The sequence below is a fragment of the Paenibacillus melissococcoides genome, from assembly GCA_944800085.1.
Taxonomy (GTDB): Bacteria; Bacillota; Bacilli; order Paenibacillales; family Paenibacillaceae; genus Paenibacillus_B; species Paenibacillus_B melissococcoides.
Genome location: CALYLO010000012.1, coordinates 103,523 through 124,538, shown reverse-complemented (window position 1 = coordinate 124,538; position 21,016 = coordinate 103,523). Strand labels below are relative to the sequence as shown.

General features: G+C 54.8%; 17 protein-coding genes and 1 pseudogene. 6 read left to right on the top strand and 12 right to left on the bottom strand.

Going from position 1 to position 21,016, the window contains the following annotated elements; all coding sequences use genetic code 11:
* The 9 genes from OCY70_RS29375 to OCY70_RS29335 form a co-directional block, all read right to left on the bottom strand.
* Positions 1 to 963: a LacI family DNA-binding transcriptional regulator gene (locus tag OCY70_RS29375; protein ID WP_213431014.1), complete on the bottom strand. Its 963-nt coding sequence runs from the start codon at positions 961 to 963 to the stop codon at positions 1 to 3.
* Between the two features lie 267 nt (positions 964 to 1,230).
* Positions 1,231 to 2,814, bottom strand: a complete 1,584-nt coding sequence (locus OCY70_RS29370; protein WP_249725613.1) for a hypothetical protein — start codon at positions 2,812 to 2,814, stop codon at positions 1,231 to 1,233.
* Positions 2,815 to 2,823: 9 nt separating this feature from the next.
* On the bottom strand, positions 2,824 to 3,084 hold the full coding sequence (locus tag OCY70_RS29365; RefSeq protein ID WP_249725614.1) for a hypothetical protein: 261 nt from the start codon (positions 3,082 to 3,084) through the stop codon (positions 2,824 to 2,826).
* The gene (locus OCY70_RS29360; protein ID WP_213431015.1) at positions 3,081 to 4,379 is read right to left on the bottom strand and encodes an efflux RND transporter periplasmic adaptor subunit; all 1,299 of its coding nucleotides are present in this window, start codon (positions 4,377 to 4,379) and stop codon (positions 3,081 to 3,083) included. Before OCY70_RS29360 ends, OCY70_RS29365 begins: the two co-directional genes overlap by 4 nt.
* A gap of 3 nt (positions 4,380 to 4,382) precedes the next feature.
* Entirely contained in the window at positions 4,383 to 7,475 is a 3,093-nt protein-coding gene (locus OCY70_RS29355; protein ID WP_213431016.1) for an efflux RND transporter permease subunit, read from the bottom strand.
* A gap of 432 nt (positions 7,476 to 7,907) precedes the next feature.
* Complete coding sequence (locus OCY70_RS29350; RefSeq protein ID WP_261944512.1) at positions 7,908 to 9,266, bottom strand: IS1182 family transposase; 1,359 nt, start codon at positions 9,264 to 9,266, stop codon at positions 7,908 to 7,910.
* Positions 9,267 to 9,563: 297 nt separating this feature from the next.
* A complete protein-coding gene (locus OCY70_RS29345; RefSeq protein ID WP_249725612.1) occupies positions 9,564 to 10,925 on the bottom strand; it encodes a sensor histidine kinase in 1,362 nt (453 codons plus the stop codon).
* Positions 10,922 to 11,605 carry a response regulator transcription factor gene (locus OCY70_RS29340; RefSeq protein WP_213430995.1) on the bottom strand — a complete coding sequence of 228 codons (684 nt, stop codon included), beginning with the start codon at positions 11,603 to 11,605 and terminating at the stop codon, positions 10,922 to 10,924. Before OCY70_RS29340 ends, OCY70_RS29345 begins: the two co-directional genes overlap by 4 nt.
* A gap of 261 nt (positions 11,606 to 11,866) precedes the next feature.
* Positions 11,867 to 12,256 (bottom strand): OsmC family protein, encoded by a 390-nt coding sequence (locus OCY70_RS29335; protein ID WP_213430996.1) that lies wholly within the window; start codon positions 12,254 to 12,256, stop codon positions 11,867 to 11,869.
* Positions 12,257 to 12,589: 333 nt separating this feature from the next.
* On the opposite strand from OCY70_RS29335, the gene OCY70_RS29330 reads away from it, so the two are divergent.
* Complete coding sequence (locus tag OCY70_RS29330) at positions 12,590 to 13,477, top strand: C40 family peptidase (RefSeq protein ID WP_213430997.1); 888 nt, start codon at positions 12,590 to 12,592, stop codon at positions 13,475 to 13,477.
* Here OCY70_RS29330 and OCY70_RS29325 read toward each other — a convergent pair.
* Positions 13,474 to 13,653 carry a hypothetical protein gene (locus OCY70_RS29325; protein ID WP_213430998.1) on the bottom strand — a complete coding sequence of 60 codons (180 nt, stop codon included), beginning with the start codon at positions 13,651 to 13,653 and terminating at the stop codon, positions 13,474 to 13,476. The two genes, OCY70_RS29330 and OCY70_RS29325, sit on opposite strands and share 4 nt — an antisense overlap.
* Positions 13,654 to 13,909: 256 nt before the next feature.
* Between OCY70_RS29325 and OCY70_RS29320 the strand changes: the two genes are divergently transcribed.
* The 5 genes from OCY70_RS29320 to OCY70_RS29300 all read left to right on the top strand — a co-directional run bounded on the left by OCY70_RS29320 (position 13,910) and on the right by OCY70_RS29300 (position 19,030).
* Complete coding sequence (locus tag OCY70_RS29320; protein ID WP_261945021.1) at positions 13,910 to 14,773, top strand: sugar phosphate isomerase/epimerase family protein; 864 nt, start codon at positions 13,910 to 13,912, stop codon at positions 14,771 to 14,773.
* Positions 14,774 to 14,862: 89 nt separating this feature from the next.
* Positions 14,863 to 15,993 (top strand): Gfo/Idh/MocA family protein, encoded by a 1,131-nt coding sequence (locus OCY70_RS29315; RefSeq protein ID WP_213431000.1) that lies wholly within the window; start codon positions 14,863 to 14,865, stop codon positions 15,991 to 15,993.
* Between the two features lie 227 nt (positions 15,994 to 16,220).
* Positions 16,221 to 17,279: a tyrosine-protein phosphatase gene (locus OCY70_RS29310; protein ID WP_213431001.1), complete on the top strand. Its 1,059-nt coding sequence runs from the start codon at positions 16,221 to 16,223 to the stop codon at positions 17,277 to 17,279.
* A 213-nt stretch (positions 17,280 to 17,492) separates the two neighbouring features.
* Positions 17,493 to 18,566, top strand: coding sequence for a cache domain-containing protein (locus OCY70_RS29305; protein ID WP_213431002.1), 1,074 nt, complete (start codon positions 17,493 to 17,495; stop codon positions 18,564 to 18,566).
* Complete coding sequence (locus tag OCY70_RS29300; protein ID WP_213431003.1) at positions 18,563 to 19,030, top strand: hypothetical protein; 468 nt, start codon at positions 18,563 to 18,565, stop codon at positions 19,028 to 19,030. Before OCY70_RS29305 ends, OCY70_RS29300 begins: the two co-directional genes overlap by 4 nt.
* A 135-nt stretch (positions 19,031 to 19,165) precedes the next feature.
* On the opposite strand, the pseudogene OCY70_RS29295 reads toward OCY70_RS29300, so the two are convergent.
* Positions 19,166 to 20,325: pseudogene (locus OCY70_RS29295) on the bottom strand (IS110 family transposase).
* Positions 20,326 to 20,578: 253 nt separating this feature from the next.
* Positions 20,579 to 20,902 carry an SWIM zinc finger family protein gene (locus OCY70_RS29290; RefSeq protein WP_213430221.1) on the bottom strand — a complete coding sequence of 108 codons (324 nt, stop codon included), beginning with the start codon at positions 20,900 to 20,902 and terminating at the stop codon, positions 20,579 to 20,581.
* Between the last annotated feature and the right edge of the window lie 114 nt (positions 20,903 to 21,016).

The window sequence follows — 21,016 nt, the reverse complement described above, 5'->3', positions numbered from 1 at the left end:
TCATTTCGTTGTTTTTCTCCATTGAATCGTTGCATTCAGCTTCACGGGCTCCCGATTCGCTTGGCCGCGTATCATCGCCAGCAGCTCCTTCGCCGCCAAGTAACCGCATTCATACCGCGGAATCGCGATCGTCGTCAGTCCCGCCATCATCGCCGCGTCGGTGTTGTCGAAGCCCGTCACCGCAATGTCTTCGGGAACCTTGATCTTATTTTCCTCGAAGGCCTTGAACGCGCCGAGCGCCATATGGTCATTCGCGCAGACGAGCACTTCCGGCAGTTCATTGCTTAGAATGATAAGCTTCGCCGCCTGGTACCCGCTCGTCTCGCTGTAATCGCCATGGAAATAATGACGCGAATCGAAGGTCAGGCCATTGTGATGAAGCGTATCCTTGAAAGCCGCAAAGCGTTCCTTGTGGTCCAGCGTGAAGTCGACCCCGCCGAGAAAGCCGAACCGCCTGTACCCTTTGTCCACAAGCCCTTGAACCATCTCGCACATGACGGGATAATTATCGACGACGACGCTTTTCGTATTTGCGTAATCGTGGGCGATCATCCGATCCATCAGCACGACCGGGAAATGGGGCTTCGCGTATTCGATCAGGACGTCGTCGCTCATATGGCGATCAAGGCAAATGATCCCGCAGGCGAAGTTATTGCGCATAAATTTTTGACTGGACTTATTCGTGCAAATAACCAAATCATAGCCATTCTCCGTCAGACAATGGTTAATTCCTTTAATAATCCGCAAGTAATATTCCCGATCAAAATCACTGAAAATGAACATTACGGTGCTGCTGCTCACCGCCTTGTTCGAAGAGCTTGAATAGTATCCCCTCTCCATGCATATTTTCAGCACTCGCTCCCGGGTCGCTTGTCCTACATTTTTACGGCCATTCAATACGTTGGACACCGTTGCGACCGATACATCCGCAAGCTCCGCAATTTCCTTCAATCTGCTCTTCAAGCCGCTTTCCCTCCTACAGCACTTGTTTTATCCATGAAACCCGATTTTTTGGCGAACCCCTCCCCCTCCCGGCTGATTGGTTAACATTTATGGGTTGCATTATTAACTATTTTACTAAACCATTTTACTAGAATACACTCTTTTTTTCATGCCGCTGCCACGGATAGAGATGATCGCTCCGTTCTCTTCATTCAAAAAGGCTGCAAAACCTTCTCAGGTTCTGCAGCCTTGGCCATGCTTTTGCATTTGTTTGAGTGGTTCTCGCCGCTAATTCCGGATGACCCGGCCCAAGAACCGCTTGACCGGACCGTACGGGGTATCCAGCGTCTCGTAGAAATTGACCATCACCGGATATTTGACGCTCGCCATACCGATATTCTCGAAATAGATATGCTGCACTCCGTCCGTCAGCCGCGGCTCGTCGACGAGCGAGAACTGCTTCGTTCCCAGTACCCGGCCGCCATGATCCGTCAGCTCCAGCCGGATACGGGAGAGATTCGCATCGGCCATCACCTGCCGCGCCCGATCGATATTGAGCCTGAGCTCCAGGTCGTAGGAGGAGTCCGATTGCGTCATCGGATTCACGTCCCGGATCCACTTGCCATCCCAATTGTCGATCTTGATGCGGAACGGATACATGTCGTAGATGAGATCGGAGGTGTTGTCCAGCGTCGTCGAGAAGCGGAACGTGTCCATGACGACAGGGTAACCCTTCTCTTCCCGGTTGTCGACAAGATGCAGCAGCAGATCCTTGCCCGTCTCGCCTTCCGGCAGAATGAACAGATGCGACTCGACGATGGCGGCATTCGGGATGAGCGCCTTCGGTTCGGCCGGCGGCGTGCCGATTCGTTCCCCGCCATACCGCGTCCCGTCCGCGCCCTCAAGCTCCGCATGGAACGGCGGCGGGATGATGGACGAGCCGCTCTTGTTCTCCAGCTTGAACCGGAGGAGCAGCGCAGTGAAGCCGGCCTCTTTGTTCACCAGCATCGTGTCTTCCTCGATGGACATATTCAGCCCCTTCGGGAATAGATCCGAACCGGAGGAGAACTTCATCGGCGTCCCCAGCTTATAATCGATCGGCGGCACGGAGGCCTCCGCCTGCCTAGGCACGGCAATCTGAATCCGCCCGACCTGGTAGGTTACCGCCTGAGCCGGATCAGAGGCGTCGGGCGGCAGGAACGTCTCCGGCATCAGCACCCGCAACAGGGTAAGCTCCCGGTTCGCTCCCGTCTCGACGGCATAGCGCAACTGAACCGCTTCGCCCGGCTTGAGGACGGGCGGATCCGGCTGGCCGAGCCGCTTCCCGTCATAGATGGCGGTATCCGACCATGCGGTCAAGGTGAACTCGGGGAGCTTCTCGCTAATATTATTCCGGTTCTCTACCCGCAAGGTCACGATATGCACCGTATCCAGCTTCTCGCGCGCCCGCTCCGTCGTCTGTTCCGGCTTGCCCGAGCTCTTCACGATGCTTATCGGGGTAAAGATGAGCATCGAGGTGCCGGCAGGACCATTCAATTGAAAAGGCTGCCCCCAAGGCTTCACCCTCTCCGGATCGGTCATCGGGCTGTAGTCGTTCTCCCATACGTCCCGGATAGGCATTCCGCCGAGAACGGTCACCTTGGCCGGATACACCTCCCGGTCCGTCTTCTTCCAGATGAACCGGACCGGAGCGGATTCCTCCGCCAGCGTCCGGCTCATCCAGCGCCACTCCGCGGTCTGGCCCGGCATGAGGAAGCGCGGGCTGCCCGCGCTCGGCTCCATTGCGGCTTCCGCCCCGGACGCCATCCGGACGGCGAGCTCATAATCGGGGATGCGGACCCGCTTCCCGGAACTATTCTTCAACTGGAACACGGCGGCCACCTAGCGCCCGTTGTCCCGCTGTCCGTAGATGACCCGCTCCACCGCGATCTCGATGCCGTGGGCGGACTTCATGAAGGCGGCCGCATCCGTCTGGATCGAAGCGCGCGAGGGCGCTGCCTCGTCGCTCTTCTGCTCCTTCGCTTCCGCCGTGCCGGACAGTCCCGGCACAGGCACCGCCCCTGTCAACGCCATGGCAAGCAGACTGACCGCCCATGCCACGGCCGTGATTCGCTTCAAGCTCCGCTTCGTCTTCGGCTTCATTGGTTGTCCCCCTTCTCTGGCTGCTGCGGCTTGGCGGATGGCGGCTCCACCGACACCGGCTCATTCTCCTTCAGGCGATGCTGTCCCGTCACGATGACGGTGTCTCCTTCCTTCAGTCCATCCGTCACGGCATAGAGCGTGCCCTGCAGCGGACCGAGCTCGACTTCCTGCCGGACCGCCTTGCCGTCCTTATAGACAAAGACGAACGTCTTGCTCTCGTCACGGATGACCGCGCTGGCCGGAACGGCCGGCACGAGGCGCTCCGCCTCCGTCTCCAGCCGGATGCGCACCTTCATGCCGGGCTTGAGTTCCCCCTTGCCGTTCGCGGCCCGCAGCTCCACATCATAGGTTCGGGTGCGCGTATCCATCACCTCGGACAGATAGGCGAGCGAGCCCTTATAGGTCTGGCCGGGGCGATCGCTTACATAAAAGGCAAGCGAGTTCTTCCCTTCCACCAGCGGCAGCAGGTCTTCCGGAAGCTTGGCCCGGACGAGGACCGGATCAAGCTGCACAATCCGGCCGATCGTCCCCCCTTGGTTAAGCATCATGCCCGGCTGCGGAGTCCATTCGGTCAAGATGCCGTCTGACGGCGCGGCGATCCGGGCCTCATCGATAGCCATCCCCGCCTCCAGAAGCTCCAGCTTCGCCGTATCGAGCTGTTGGCGGGCGGTTGCCTTCGAATCGCTATTGTCCGCCGCCTCCAGCTTCATCTTCCACACGCCGAGATCAATCGCCGAATTTTTCAATTGCAGCTCGGCCTGATCGACGGCGGCCTTCTCTACCGTGCCTTCGTCATATCCGTTTTTGAGCCGGTTCAATTCCTTCGTCTGCTGCTCCATCTCCCGTTCCAGCTTCGCAATGCTCTGCTTCACCTCTTCTTTGCCTATCCGCTCCTTCTCCTCCGTCTGCTCCAAAAGATTCTCGGCGCTGCGGATGGCAAGCTCCGCCCGCTTCTTTTTCATATGAGCGGCGGAGTCATCCAGCCGGGCGATAACCTCTCCGCGCTTCACGCGATCGCCGCGCTTCTTCAGGACGGCGGTCACCTCGCCTCCCCCCTTCGCCATGACGTCCATGGAGACGGAAGGCGCGATCTCGGCAATCAGCTCGGCCGGCATGCCGATCTTCTCGCGCTTCACGACGGCTGTCTTCACGAGCGGAGCCGCTTGCTTCGCCTCCGCGGGCGCCGCCCCATTCTCCGGCTGGCCGGCGCAGGCCGCCAGCAGCACGGCGCAGGCGGTGATGCCGGCCATCATGCCGGGCCAGCGCTTGCGCCGGCTCTTCTTGCTCTGTCTCATTCGTTACATCCCCTTTCCTTCCGCTTGCTCCGGAGCGGCAGCCGGCAAGGCGTTAACCTGGCTGCGCTTCCCCCGTCCGATCAGGTCGTACATGACAGGCACGACCAGGAGGGTCAGCAGCGTGGATACGGCCAGTCCGCCGATAACGACGACGGCGAGCCCTCTCGATATCAGCGTGCCATGACCGAAGCCAAAAGCGAGCGGCAGCAGCGCCACGATAGTGGCTCCGGCCGTCATGATGATCGGCCGCAGGCGCGACACGCCGGCCTCCACCAGCGCCTCCCGGACCGCGAAGCCCGCCTTGCGCAATTGCTGCGCCATATCGATAAAGACAATCGCGTTGGTGACGACAATGCCGATCAGCATCATGAACCCGATAAGCGAGGTAATGTTCAGCGATTCGTTCGTCACGAACAGGCCGAACACGCCGCCGATCGCGGCGAACGGGAGCGAGAACAGAATCGAGAACGGCGCGCTGGCATTGCCGAAGGTCAAGACCATAATGAGGTAGACGACGCCGATGGCAGCGCCCATCGCGACGAACAACTGGCCGAAGCTGTCCCCGATGTTCTCGCTGATGCCGCCCACGGAACGGCTCACGCCTTCCGGCAGCTCAATCTGATCCAGTTCAGCGGCGATATCGGCGCTGATGCCCCCCTTGTTTTTGCCGATAATTTTGGCCGTCACCATCACGACCTGCTCTTCATTCACCCGCTTGATCGAGGCGGGAGCCAGCTCCCGGGTCACATCCGCGATGTCAGCGACGCGAATCATGCCGCCGTTCCCCGTCTCCATCGGGATATTGCCGACCCCCTCCAGATCCTGCCGGCCGTTCTCTCCCGTCTGGACGGTCAGCGCGCGCAGGCCTTCATCGAACCGGTATTCGCCCAGCTTCTGCTCGAACAGCCAGGTGCGAAGCGAATGCTGGACGGCCGCCGGGGATACCCCCGTCTGGAGCGCCTTCTGCGGATCGACCCGAATCGTCACCTCGGAGGAAGCTTCGCTCAACGAGTCCTTGACCTCCGTCAGCTCCGGGTAGCGCAGCGCGGCTTCCTTGATAATGGCCGCGGCCTGCCGCAGCTTGCCGCTGTCCTCTCCCTTCAGCACGTAGGAGAAATCCTCGCCTCCTCCCGAATCGCCCGACAAGGTGCGCGTGTCAATCTCGCTGCCGGCCGGAACAAGGGACAGAAGCGATTCTTTATATTCCCGCTTCACCTGCTCCACGTCGGCGTCTTCGTTCACTTCGGTATAGATCTGGGCCATATATGGAATCGCGTTCGGATCGCCCCCGTAGCCGACCAAGGCCTCGACGAAGGTGAACAAGGGACGTCCCGCCTTGTCCGATGCCGACCGGAGCTTCGCCTCCATATCCTTGACGACCGCATCCGTCGTCTTGAGCGATGTCTCGTAAGGCAGCTTCACCGTAAAATAAAACTGGCGCGGCGGATTCCCTTCCGGCATGTAGGTGAAGGACAACTGCGGCACGAGCGCAACCATCGTGAAGACAAAGAGCAGCGCCGATGCCGCCAAGGTCTTCCAGCGATGGCGCAGAGACATTTCCAGAATGCGCCGGTACCCCTCCGTGAAGGCGGACGGCCCCGGCTCCACATGGGCCTTGGCGTTGGCGCTGCGGAGCACGAGCAATTTGGCCAGCATCGGAATCACGGTCAGCGCGACGGCGAGCGAGGCCAGGATGGCGCAGGACAGCGTCACCGCGAACGGGCGGAACAATTGCCCGGCCGGCCCGCTAATCAGGCCGATTGGCGCGAAGACCCCTACTGTCGTCAGCGTGGACGACGTAATGGCATTCGCCACTTCCTTCGTCGCGAGCAGGATGACCGACTCCTCCTTGCGGGCCGCCTGCTCCAGCTTGCTGTAAATATTTTCGATAACGACGATGCTGTCGTCGACGACGCGGCCGATAGCGATGAACATGCCGCCCAGCGTCATGATGTTCAAGGAAATATCGAGCCACTTCATCATCAGCAGCGCGATCAAGACGGACAACGGAATCGACACAAGCACAATCAGCGTCATCCGCATGTTGCGCAGAAACACCAGAATCATGAGCGAAGCCAGCACGGCGCCGACCATGACTTCGCGCAGCAGTCCGCCAATCGACTGCTTCACTTCATCCGCGTAATTGTACACCTGCTTGAACGTAATCCCCTTCAATTCGGAGGTCCACCGCTCCATCAAGTCATCGGCCTGGTCCGTGAATTGAACGGCGTTCGCGCTCCCGGTCTTATACAGCAAGACCCCGATGGCAGGCCGAGCGTCCATGCGGGCCGCGAACGCCGATTCGCGTATCTCTGCCACGCTTCCGAGACTGCCCACCGTTAACTGGCTTCCGTCCGGCGCCGCCAGCGGGATCGCCTCCAGCTGCGAGATGCTGCGCAGGCCGTTGTCCATCCGGGCGAGCAGCGTGTTGCCGTCCAGCTCCACGGTACCCGCCGGGCCGGCAGCCATCGCGCTCTGGACCGCCTCGGACACTTGCGCCGGCGTGAGCCCGTTCACTCGCAGCAGCTCCGGGGACAGCCGGATCGCCACCTCCGTCTTCCGCTCGCCGATGACATCCATATGATCGAGCCCCGGCATCGCCTGGAATCCGGGCCGGATCACATGCTCGAAATGATGCTCCAGCTCCGTCTGATCCATTTCTTCCCCCGCCTGAATGGCGAGATAGTATGTAGGAATGGACGAGACGCCGAATGTCGATACTTTGGGCCGTCCCGCCTCCAACGGCAGCTCTGTCTCCTGGAACAGGCTCTCCATGTCCGCCTTTTTCCGATCCGGGTCCGCTCCTTCCTCGAATGTCACGATAATGGTCGCCATCTGATCGCTCGAAGTGGACTCAATCGTCTTCACGTTCTCCATCCCGCTAATTTTCTTCTCCAGCGGCTTGGTGACGTCTTCCATGACATCCTGCGGCGAACCCGGATAGGGAACGGTGACCATGACGATCGGCAATGAAATATCAGGCATGTTGTCCACCTTAAGGCTGGTCGCGGCATAGATCCCTCCCCCGAACAGCATGCAGCACAGGATGATGACGGCCGCCACCTGTTTCATCGAAAATTGAATAAGCGAATTCATCGTTGTCTGTCTCTCCCCTCCTTTTTCTCTGCACTACCGTAACGAACGAATTCAAGATAGCAGCGAAATATGAACGGAGTATGAACGGAAAAGAAAAAAAGGGAGTGTCTCATAGGCATTGCAAAATGATCGAGGTAACGAGTCAACAGAGAATGTGGATGCGGGAAAAACGAAAACGCTCGGATAGAGACTGTACAGAGCGAAAAATGTCGGCGCGCAAAACGGTGGAAACTTGGAAGCTGGATGAACCAGTGAAATGCTGCGTGGATGCAGCAATTTCTGCTCTTTAAGCCCCCATTTGATGAAATTCCTGCAAAAGTCAGGCTGTTGGAAAACCCCTGTTTTTTACGAAGTAATATCAATGTAATATCATTTTGCTGGGAAAAAGTGGTGTTTGGTGAGAGAGAATGGAGGGGGGATGGGGTCTTTGCTTTACCCCACCCTTCTGGCGAGATGTGTGGCTATCTTTTTTATGTTCTGTGCAGTGGCTGTCATCAGCACTTGCTCCTGCACCTTGTCTCTTCCCCGAAACCGGCAATAGCGAAGTCCATGGAGCACTTTGGCATCCGCGAAACTTCGCTCAATGGTTTGGGCGCGTAGGGCATAAACGGCTTTTCCGCTCTCACTCTGGAAGTTTTGAACTACTTTCTCTTTGTGTTCTTCCCAGATATGCCGTTGTATGGTGCGTTGTTTATTTTTGTTCTCGTTACACTTGCTCAATAATGGACAGGCAGCGCATTGTTTGGGATCGGATTTATAATCTCTGAATCCTTTTCGTGTTGTGGTGCGGTACGTGAGTTCTTGCTGGTTTGGACAGATAAAAACATTCTTTTCTGCATCATAATGAAATTTCTCTTTGGGAAATACACCGTGTTCACGGGTCGAACGCTCTGGAATAACTGCCGTGATGTTTAATTTGTTCGTACGGTAACAAACATAGGCCGTCATGTAACCAGAGTCGAGTGCAACGGCCTCCAGCGACTTTTCCCAGCCAAACTTCTCTATTTGATGTAGTAGACGATCCACATAAACAACCGAATCATTCACATTTCCAGGCGTAACGTAGCAGTCCGTAATCACGTTGTATTTATGATCTACGGTGCGGTGATCTAAATAATGAAACCCTTCCGGTTTTCCATCCCGATTCAGGTTTCCGCTATCCGGATCTGTTAAGCTAACTTTTTGTTCCTTGGTTTCGGCCTCCTCTTTGGGAGGCAGTGGCTTTTTTCCAAAAGCGACCCGATCCTCATTCACGGCTTGCTCCAGCTCTTGGAGATATTCATAAGGCGTACAAGTGACTTCTCGTTTCTCGTACCGTCCGTTATTGGCATTTGCCTTGATATGCGTGGAGTCGGTAAAGAGCAGCCGCCCTCCCACCATGTTGTGCTGAATCGCCTGCTGAACGATATTATCGAAGATATCTTGGAAGACGGTAGTATCCTTAAACCGATTTTTCCGGTTCCAGCTAAAGATCGAATGGTCAGGCGCTTTGCCGGAAAGCCCGAGCCGTAAGAACCACCGAAAAGCCAGGGAATCGTTGACGACTCGCTCCAGTTCTCGCTCTGAGCGAATGTTATACAAGTAGCCGATCAGCAGCATTTTAAAGAACACAATGGGATCCACAGATGGTCGGCCGTTCGACTCGCTGTAGTAAGGACGCACAAGGTCCAAAATAAAGGTAAAATCAATATGTTTATCGATATGACGAAGCAAGTGATCAGGGGCAACCATATGCTCAAGACAAACCAGTTCATAGTCCAGTTGTGGGTTGGGATCATTCGTGTAAAGCATACAAACACCGCGCTTTCCATGGATTATGATAAGAACATTATACCAAATTAACGCGGTGAATGGGTAATTAACATAGACTTTCTCAACACTCTGAAAAGTGCATTATTTCCATCGGTTTTTGTCTTTTTACATATTGGAAGTCGGAAATTGATGCCGTTGTGCAGGATTCCCTGTAACGGAGAATACGGCGTAAAGGAAAGCTGCAGTTGTGCAGTTTTCGGCGAGGCGAGCTTTGTGAATCAGAAGGGGGCTGTCTCACTGTAGTTAAAGACTGCTGTTGGGACGCCCCCTGTGGAACTACGAATTGCGCCGGATCGGAAGCGTCACGCTCACGGTCGTCCCCTGGCCGGGTTCGCTGTCGATTCGGATCGTCCCGTGATGCAGAGTGACGACCTTTTTCACGATAGCCAGACCGAGGCCGCTGCCGCCCGCCTTGCGCCTGCGGGCCTTGTCCGCCTTGTAAAAGCGCTCGAACACGCGCGCCCGGTCCTCCTCCGCGATGCCGATGCCGTTGTCGGCAATGGTGACGAGCGCTCTGCCGTCCTGACGCGCAAGGCTGACGGTAATCATCCCGTTCTCCGGGGTGAACTTGATCGCATTGCCGATAAGATTCGTCCAGACGAGGCTCAGCAGATCCTCATCGGCTTCGATCGTAACATCTTCGAGCCGGTCCTCCAGGCGCAGCGCCTTGCCGGCCCTTTGCAGCTCGGCGGCGACGATGACTTGGCGAAGCTGCTCGTCGAGCCGGTAGATGCGCGGCGCGAACGGATGATGCTCCGAATCGAGCGAGGCGAGCTGCAGCAGATTGTCGCTGAGACGCGACAAGCGTTCGCATTCCGTCATCATAATTTCCAGGTAGCGCTCCTGATCCGCCTCGGGGATGACGCGGTTGCGAAGCGCCTTGGAGAAGCCGTAAATCGAAGTTAGCGGCGACTGAATCTCATGCGACACGCTGGAGACGAAATCCTGCCGCATCTGCTCCATCTGGCCGAGCTCCTGCGCCATATAGTTGAAGCTGGCGGCGAGAACGCCGATCTCGTCCTTCCGCCGGAAGCTCAGCTTCGTGCTGAAATCCCCCTTCGCCATGCGCTTCGTCGCCTCGGTCATCTTCTTGATCGGCCGCACGACATAGCGGGCGGCGACGAGAAAGCAGACGCTCCCGGCCGCCAGCACGACGGCAAGCGTGAATAGAATCAGCCGATTGATCAGTTTATTGTCGCCATACTTCATGCGCAAGAAGAGAGCAGACGGCTCCCCCTCCTTCAGGAAGGAGATGCCGATGATGGGCTCGGAGCTCTCCGGCTCCGTGGTGTGATACGGCCGCCCGGACAGCACATCCTTCACCGCCTGTGCCTCAATCGACTCCGGCGGCCGTCCGGCGATGGTATGCCGCACGATCGCGTTGCCTTTGCTGTCGAATACATGGACCTGTATCCATTCGAATGATTTCAATGAGTCCAGATAATCACGGAACTCCGCTTCGGGCACCTGCTGATACAGCCGAACCATATCATTCCCGAGCTGGTTCAGATCTTGGAAGACAACCTCCCTCATCTCTCTCTCGAAAAAAAAGCCGGAAGCGGCAAAAGCGACGATAATGCCTGCGATTACGGCGAATAAAAAGGTGATCACAACCCGGACGTACAGCGTCCTCATCATGAGCGGACCTCCAGCCGGTACCCGAGACTGCGGGCGGTCGCGATGCGGAACTCATGCGCATGGCCGGCGAAGCGCTCGCGCAGACGCTTGATATGGACATCGACGGTCCGTTCTTCCCCCTCATAATCGATGCCCCAAATGTCGCGAATCAACTGTTCCCGGGTCAGAATCTGGCCCGGATGGCTCGCGAGCTTGAACAGCAGCTCGAACTCTTTGAGCGGCAGCGCCGTCCCCGTGGACGGGTCATCCGCATAGACCTTGTAGCTGTTCCGGTCCAGCTTCAAGCTGCCGAGGCGGATAATCTGCTCGCATACAATCTTGTAGCGGCGCAGGAGCGCCTTCACCCGCATCACCAGCTCCATCGGATCGAACGGTTTTGTTATATAATCGTCCGTGCCGAGACGGAAGCCCTTTACCTTTTGGCCGGACTCTCCCTTGGCCGTGACCATGAACAACGGAAGATCAGGGTACTGCGACCGCAGCTCGCTGCAGAGCTGCCAACCGTCCATCACGGGCATCATAATATCGAGGATAACCAGGTCGGCCGGATCCGTCTCCATCAGCCGGAGCGCCTGCTCCCCGTCCTCCGCCTCCAGCACCCGGAAGCCTTCATTGCGCAAAAACAAGCCTATCATCTCGCGGATATGCTCGTCATCATCAGCGACCAATATCGTTCTCATCGTCTGTTCGACACTCCATTCCCCTCGTTCTCCCTTAATATCCTGTATCTTTTTCTAATGGATGACCCGATGCCTCTCATGACACCGCATTTATTGTAATATAACTCACCCCCATATTCCATGATTTCCCTGACGGATACGAGCCATCTTTCTCTTCATCGGGTATATCTTGCCGGTTCTGAATCATGAATAAGACGATCGCGAACAGGCCGCTTCCGCTATCGAAAGCAGCCTGCCGATGCCAGCCGTGCGCCGTCTGGTTCAGTCCTGCACCAGACGGTCCGCGAAATAAATTTCCAGATTCGGATGGACGGCCCGAAGCAGCCTGCAGCGCGGCCGCACCGCGCCGAACATCTCCCCCCGCTCCGGAGCAGACAAGCCTTCAGCCGTCACATACAGCTTGATATCCAAGATGGCGCCTTCGTCGGTCCGCTCATCCTGCGCTTCAATCTGCAGGGCGGACAACGCCCATCCCCGTTCCTCCGCGTAACGCTCCATCTCCGCTCCAACATCGGATGCAAGCGCCATCAACCATAGTTCCTCAGGCCTAACGCCCAGCTCTTGCTCGCCCTCCTGTGCAATCGCAATGCGTTGGGAACGAATGTTCCCAACCTGGCGATGCGGCTCCATACGATTGACTTTAATTTGCAAATGTCACGCCTCCTTTTCTATATGGTCCTATCTGGCGCCAAGACTTGTCCTGCCGAGCCTTCCCGCCGAATACTCCTTTTCCCGTCCGGAAATCATTCCCTTTTATTCGACGTCCCTTTCATTTCCATAGGAGCTTCCGATAACACGGCAGTAAGTCTTGATTCGCTCCAAAATGGCTCTGCACCGCGAAAAAAAGCGCCTCTCCGTTAAGGTTACATTTTTGTAAAAATAATTCCCGCAGACTATTGTAATCATTTTGTAACCTATGTTAGGCTAGTTTTGTCGATTTTTTAGTAGCCCATTTACAGTTTTAACAATGAAGGAGGAGATGCCGTGAAGACCGCCATCCGATCTGCCCTTGCGGCTGGCGCCGTATTCGGATGCATGCTGTTGGCAGACAGCGCTTGGACTCATGCGACTGCCCAAGCCGCCGCAGCTGCGAAGCAGATTACATTCCAAGTTAACGGTGAAAATTTGCAATTTACGAATAATATTATTCCCATTATAGATGAAGCGCAGAACATGCATGTTCCTCTGCGCACCGTAGCCGAGCAATTGGGCTATCAACTGAACTGGCAGGCTGATGACAAAGGCGTGCAGACGATTGAAATGTCGAATGGCACGAACACAATCCGGATGAAGTCCAATAGCTCCAAGGCCGAGGTGAACGGCAATACGGTGAGCATGGGCAGCGCCCCGATGTCCTATAAGGACAGTACATACGTGCCTTTCCGCTTCCTGTTGGATCAGCTTGAATTGAGCTTTACATGGGATGCGGAACAGATGAAGAACATCCCCCGCATCACTCAGAGCCGGGGAGAGGTGCAGACCGCTTCGGCCCGAGCGTCCGAGAACAAGGCCGCCGCGATCCTGAACACGGCCCGCAGCTACCTGGGCGTTCCTTATGTATGGGGCGGAACGACTCCGAGCGGCTTCGACTGCTCCGGCTATGTGAGCTACGTTTTCCGCAAGCATGGGATCGAGCTTCCGCGCACGTCCCGCGCAATGTACAGCTCTGTGGGCTCGAAAGTGAGCAGTCTGCAGCCTGGCGATCTCGTCTTTTTCGCCGGCGACGGCAAGACGATTTCTCATGTCGGCATTTACATCGGTGACAACAAATATATCAACGCTTCTTCCGGCTCCGCCGGCCGCGTTACGATATCCAGCTTGTCCTCCGCCTGGTCCAGCCGCACCTACGTCGGCGCCAAGCGGGTACTCTAATTCAATAACCAGGGTTTACCCCTTATTCCTTCCCCTGAAACACCTGCCCTGCGATGATGCATCCAGGCGGGTGTTTCTTTGCTGTTTTCCCCTTCGTCGAATTTCGCGTGATTGCAACCCGATCCGCGAATGACTGGATCAACCGATAGCGCCCGCCTTGATATGATTTTCATCATTGACAACTCTTCCTCGATTTGAAGCAAACCTTCAGAATCGGGCGTTAGCGCGAGCAGGATGGGCAATCTGTTCTGAAAACGGTACCAATATGACGGTATAGCCGAATTGTTCCCTTTTTCATAATCTGCTACGCTCGGATTGGAAAATAAAGCGCTTATCACTTGTTCAAAAAAGGCCGCATTTCAGCGCCGGGAAGGTTGCTGGAACGCGAAGCGATCTCTTCCGATCTTACACCCTATTTGAAGGAGGAAAGCCATGAAACTATCCATTGGAGGCTTCTCATTCAACACGATGCGCGTAGAAGGCAAAATGGATATCTTCACTTATATCCGCACGGTGCATGAACGCTTTGGGCTTCATGCCGTTGACTTCTGGAATGCTTTCATTGCCGATACATCCCGTCCGGTCTGGAAGGTGGCGAATGACGATCATCTCCGCCGCATTCGCCAGGCGCTGCATGAACGGGAGATGACGCTGGTGAACATCGCCGTCGATACGGCGCATCTCTGGGATCCGGACCCGGAGATTCGCGAGGCGCTGCATCAGAATGCGCTCGCCCATCTGCGAGCGGCCGAGATTCTGGGCGCGAAGTCCGTCCGGATCGATGCCGTGCTGCATGGCGGCGATCAGATAAGCGACGAGGCCCTGGAATATATCGCCGGCCGCTACCGTTCCTACGCGGACCGGGCCGCAGACGGCGGCTATTGGGTCGGTCCGGAGAATCATACCGGATTCGCCCTGCGTCCGGAAGCGCTCGCGCGCATCTCCGAAGCCGTCGATCACCCCCATTACGGCATCCTGCTTCATCTGGGACGCTGGCAGGCGAGGAACAAGCCGATCATGAACGCCAAGCTGATGGCGGATGAGAATGAACCCTTCATCTGGGAGGGCGATATCGAGGTTGCCCGCTGGGTGCGCCATACACATGTCGACTGGCGGACGCTCCAGGCCCCGAATGCCGCGATGCGGCTGTCGAATCTGATGAAGGCCGGGTACGACGGCTACTGGGCCGTCGAGTACAATGCGCCGGCCGATCAGCTCGCGGCCATCGAAGAGGCGCTGACCCGGCTTCGCGCGCTCCTCCAGGAGAGCGGGCCGGACAGCCAGCCGGAAGCCTGACGCCGGGGAGGGCGGCAGAAGCTCCCCACCCAACGGCAGCACGCCGATTCTATTCGCATGAATTCAGGAAACACCAGGAGGCAGATTCGATGGAACAAAGACGTATCGCGATCATTGGAGCAGGCCAGATTGGGAAGCATCACCTGAACGAATATCATCGGGTGGGCGGCGCCGACATTGTCGCCATTTGCGATATTAATGAAGCGGAGGCGCGCCGGGTCGCGGAGGAGAACCAGATCCCCCATGTGTACGCCGATTTCCGCGAGCTGCTGAAGCGCGATGACATCGAAGCGGTCGATGTCTGCCTGCACAACAACTTCCATGCCCCGGTATCGATCGCGGCCATGGAAGCAGGCAAGCATGTCTATTGCGAGAAGCCGATTGCCGGTTCCTACCGGGATGGCGCCGCGATGCTGGAGGCGGCGCGGGCCACAGGCAAGATGCTCCATATCCAGTTGGCCACCCTGTATACCAAGGAGACGAAGGCCGCCAAAATCCTGATCGACGGAGGCAAGCTCGGCAAGCTGTATCATGCGCGCTCGACCGGCTTCCGCCGCCGCGGCCGCCCGTTCGTCGACGGTTACGGCACGACGGCGTTCACGCAGAAAGCGACCGCCTCGGGGGGCGCTCTCTACGATATGGGAGTATACCACATCTCCCAGATTCTCTATCTGCTCGGCCTGCCGAAGGTGACCCGGATTAGCGGCCAGACCTATCAGGAGATGGATATGCTTCCGGACCGGAGGGAGATGAGCAAGTTCGATGTGGAAGAGCTTGGGGTTGGCCTGATCAAGTTCGAAGGCGGCCTCACGCTTGATATCATCGAGGCCTGGGCGATCCATCTTGGCGGCTTCGAAGGCAGCAGCATTGTCGGCTCCGAGGGCGGCATCCGCATGCCGGCCCGAACAGGGGACCATATTCAACCGTTCACGTACCATAGCACGATTACGATGCTTGACCTGGATCTCGACACCGTGATCGACCTGAATGCAATGGACCGGCGCCGCCATCTGCTCAACCCGAACGAGTGGGCTTATGATTCGCCGCAGGGACACTGGATTGCCGCGCTGGGCGGAATCGTTCCCCTCCTGCCGACGGCGGAACTGGCTTTGAACACGATGATTATCAGCGAAGGCATCTATATGTCCAGCGCGCTCGGCCGGGAAGTGACGGCGGAGGAGGTCGCAGCCTCGTCCGTATCAAGCGCGATCCGGTTGTAGAGAGAGAAGCGGCGGTCTTGCCATGAATTCCATAGATGACGGCATGAACAGGCGAAGCGGCTTTATCGGCCCTGCGCCTGTTTCTTTTTGTTGTTCAGAGAACTGTCGATTTTCGGCAGCTTCTTCCCGGTCTACCTCCAGGAAAGCCCGTTCGCTTGTTCCCCGGTTATCGTATATGATGGAGGAGTAAGCTTCATCATGAATGGAACGGAAGAGGTGACTAGACAATGCCGACATCATTTAACGCCATGAACCATTCACCGCTGGAGACCGCCGCTATCCACCGGTCCAACTCATCCGGCCGGCTCTCCTTCCTGCTTGCCGATGAAGGGGGATGGGGGACGGGCCCCCTGACCCTGTACTCCAGCCCGAGCCCCCAATATGATCCGGATCAGTCTGCCTTCGCGGCCACAGTAATTCCGGGTCAGGAGGTCTCCTTCCCCGATCCGACACCGGGCCGCAGAAGTTATTATCATCTATGCCAAAATGGACAATATCTGCTGACGACAGCCGAGCGGGTGCTTCCGCTCGCGGGCGTCTCCAACTTCCGCGATCTGGGCGGATACCGGACGGCAGAAGGACGGTATGTCCAGTGGGGCAAGCTATACCGCTCTCCGGAATTATCGGGTCTGACTCCGGACGATCTCGACTATCTGGATTCGCTGCACCTGCGCCAGATCTGCGATCTGCGGGACAGCGACGAAGTGGCGGCGATGCCGTCTCCGCCGCTTGCGCCCGCCGTCCAAACCCATATCCCGCTCGTCGAGATGCTTGGGAAGGACGTCATTCGCCAGCCCGGGGACGTGTCGGGTCAGGGCAGACCGCCGGCAAGCCAACCGGGGCAGCTGCTCGTCGACATGAACCGCTCGCTCGTCCACTCGACGGCGGGAATACGCACCATCTTCGATCATTTGCTGGCTGAGAACGGCGCGCCGCTGCTGTTCCACTGTACGGCAGGCAAGGATCGCACCGGTCTGGTGGCGGCGCTGCTGCTCCTGACGCTGGGAGTTCCGCAAGACACGGTCATGACGGACTATTTGCTGACGAACCGCTATCTCAATACGGGACTGCTGCGTTCGAAGACGGCCGCCAAGCTCGGCACAGGCAAGGTCAGCAACGAAGTGCTCGACGCCGTCTGGGAGGCAAGGTCGGAATATTTGGAAGCCGCCTTCGCGGAGATCGAGCGTGAATACGGCGATGTCGGACGCTTCGTCTCCGAATCGCTCGGCTTGTCCGCGGACGAGATCGCCGCCCTGAAGGATAAGCTGCTGACCGCGCAGCCGTAATCTGACCAGCCGCCTAACGCATATCGGCGCTGCATCTCTTCCGCGAGGAGACGCAGCGCCGATTTTCCCGATAACTTTTTTATATTTTTGTAATGTAACCCCTTTCCATTTTATAAGATTGTAATGCCTTATTCCTTATAATTTAGTCGAGGTTAATAGACTGACTTTCTCTTCATGACTGCAAAACATCCCTTGGCAGACAGGAGGGGGACAATGAAAAAGGCTCGCTCCTTTAAAAAGGAACTCATTTATTCTTTTTTAATCATTACCTTTTTTTCAACGGTGCTTCTTGGAAGCTTTCAAATTCATCAATTAATTTCATTGATTAAAGAGAATAAAAAGAGCCAGGCCCAAACGGCGAAATATCTTTCAGACTATATTAGCAGCTACATTGTAGAGCATAAAAAGGCGATCGAAACGCAAGCAATAAATTTAAAGGAGCTTTTTGCCAAAAAGGATGTTCAACGTATTCAAGAGCATCTGAAACAGATCAAAACGATTTACCCTGGCTTCGTAAATTTCTATGCAGGCGATCTAAATGGCCAATCCATCGTTTTCTATCCCCAACTCAATACCGATGGGACCAACCGAGAAGATCTTAATTTTAGTGATCGCTCTTATTATAAGGAATTGCTTAGCAAGAAAAGCACCGTAATCTCCCCGGTATTTCAAGGCCGAGGCGGAACCGAAAATTTATTAGTCACCATTGCGTCTCCCATTATGAACGATGCCGGAGAGATGATAGGTTATGTGCTTGGAGCTTTGGATCTGGATGCGTTAAGAATGCATATTCAGAATTGGAGCATGAGCGAAGAAGATTATGCCGTAGTCATTGATCATGAAAAAAACGTCATCGTCCACCCTTATGTTAATACGAGGAGAGAACTGGTTAACCTGTCGCAATCTCAGATTGTTCACCATATTGAAGAGCAGCATACGGCCGAAGGAAGCGGCTTTTTCAGCCTCGAAGACCCGCCCGGGGAGGTCTATATCACGTATGAAAAAATTAAACCTCTGGATTGGATGGTATGGGTTGGAAAGTCGGCGAATGTGCTCTCTAATATGTATCGAAATTCAATTTTGACCATTATCATTATTCTGTTTCTTACCACCATCACCATGGTTGGCGCAAGTCTTTTCTTGACCAATCGGTTGGAGAAAACGATTCGGCAATTGCTTAACTATATTAAAGAATATACGGTGGGTTTGAAAGAAAATCATATCCGAACAAAGAAAATCCAAGGTCCAAAAGAACTGGAAGAGCTGTTTTTTATTTCAATCATATGATTGATGAAGTCGAGAAAAACAGAAAGGAATTAATCGAGTTAAATAAAGAGCTGGAAGGAAGAGTTCAAGAGAGAACCGCGATCTTAAAACATAAAAATTCGGAGCTGAAAGCGGTCAATAAATTAATCACTTCCGTGTCTTCCAATAAGGATTTAGCTCAATTTATTCAACACGGTTTGCAAGAAATGAAACCGTTTACCGAATATTCGATTCATGTTCTCTTCCATGATCTCGCCGTGACGAATGAGAAGATTCATACGAAGCAAAATTTACTTGAATACGTTAACCAAAATATAAAAGGCAAGCTTCCGTATATCAAAATGATTCCGCTCGAAGAGAAACATAACGGTTTTCTCGTCGTGGATCTTGGATCTGAGCCATCCATTTCGGCCAGCGAACAAGAGTTTCTCGATACGTTCTCCAATCCGATGGGAATCATGCTGCAAAATAAGTTTTTTTTGTGAAAATCCAAACGCACTCATGAACGATTATCGTCTTTAAAAAGCAGCAATTTTCTGAGAAATGACCATAAGATGCCCGGTCCACCTTCTTTGAAGGGGCCTTGTTTAAAATCGCTATGTTTCGTCAATGCTGTAAGGTTAGTTGATCTGCATGAGTGGTGCTTGTGGTCCACCTTCGATGTAAATTTGTTTGTTCTTCAGCATGTGGTAAGCAATGATAAGTATCTTACGTGAAATGGCAATGCAAGCTTTTTTCTTTCCTCGTCGTGAAGCAATCTTCCAGAACTTTGTTGCCAAGACCGTGTTTCGTGAGCGAGCGATTGCCCAAGACGCTTCGCATAGTGTCACTTTTGCATGAGGATTGCCTTTTACGCTTTTTGTACTTTTTTTTTGCCTGCACTCTCGTGGTTGCCGGGTGCTACGCCAGCCCAAGAGGCAAGGTGATCTGCGGATGGAAATTGCTCCATATCGGCCCCGATTTCTGCAAGGAGTGCTGCAGCTGTTCGTTCGCTAACACCTGGAATGGTCTGAAGCAGTTCGTACTCCGTCCGATAGGGCTCCAAGTGATCGTTAATTTCGGCTTCCAACCGAGCAATGGACTTCTCTAAGTATTCGATATGCTCCCAACAATCTTTAATCAATCGAATTTGATGCGGGGTCATCGTGCCAAAAAGAGAGTCAGTAACTTCACTTTTTTTGTTCTTGATCGAACCCTTGACGCTCGCTTCAACATCTTCCGCGTCAACGTAACCTTTTTCGATTAAGCGTTGCAACAAACTGCGCCCGGATACACCGAATACGTCTGAGATGACACTGCCTAGCTTGACGTTACCTGCTTCAAGATACTTCTGGATTCGGTTTTTCTCCGCTGTTAGGGAGCCGATTCGTTTTTTTCGAAGTCGGCAGAGGTCCCGTAGCTCCCTTAAGTCCTCGGATGGCACAAAGCTGGGCTCAATTAGACCGACTCGAAGCAGCTTCGCGATCCATTCGGCATCACAAACATCCGTCTTGCGGCCAGGAACATTCTTAATGCGCTGCGCATTCGCCAGTACGACGGTGAAGTAGCCTTCAAGGATGTTGTAGACAGGTTTCCAATAGATTCCCGTGCTCTCCATTGCGATGTGTGTAACGCCTTGGGACTCCAGGTACTTAAGCAGTTCGAAAAGATGTTTGGTCATCGTTCCAAAGGTTCGGATCTCGCTGTGGGCCTCCCCCGCAGCATCTGTGGTCATCACACAAACGACGATTGTCTCTTGGTGAACGTCCATTCCAGCACAGCGTTCAAGCAATACTTCCATCTTGGCTTCCCTCCATAACTGAAATACATGACGGCGGATGAATTCGAGCTTGAGCATTTTTCTGTTCGCGGTTCTCTGATTGGGCATACAGAGCCAGCACAGGTTTGTACACAGAACTCATCCTCAACAGTTTATTTGTCGGGGTTACACCACCATTAAAAAGAACGTGTTTCGCGTCATGTAGTAGCAGTATGGGAAATAGGTCCGACCACTAAACCCTCGCTATTTTCATGCTAGGTTTGCGAACGAGAGTTCATGAATGTTTATTTGCAGACTTGCCTTTAGAATCAGATTCCGCCTTCTTTTTTTGGGAGGCGTGTCTGATTGCCAAAAGGACAGCTGCCTCATGCTTACAAATGGGGCCTTTGTCATAGGGGCAATCACAGAATGTATGGACGACTTCCCCACGCGAACTAAGCTTAATTTCGACATTGTAAAACACGCCCCCCTCCACCTCGGCGTGGTAAACCCGGGGCTTCACTTCACGAAAAGCAACGATATGACCATTTTCCCAGTACGCTTCTCCTCGCTCTAAAACATTTGGATCTATCGTATTTTCAATTTCCGTCAGCTTCATTTTGTTCACCTGGTTTCTGGTTTATTGAACTAGCTATTAATGACCCTAAATACAAAGGTGATTGGAATCAGTCAATTTTCTTGAGAGGAATTATACACCAAGCAGAAATGAATA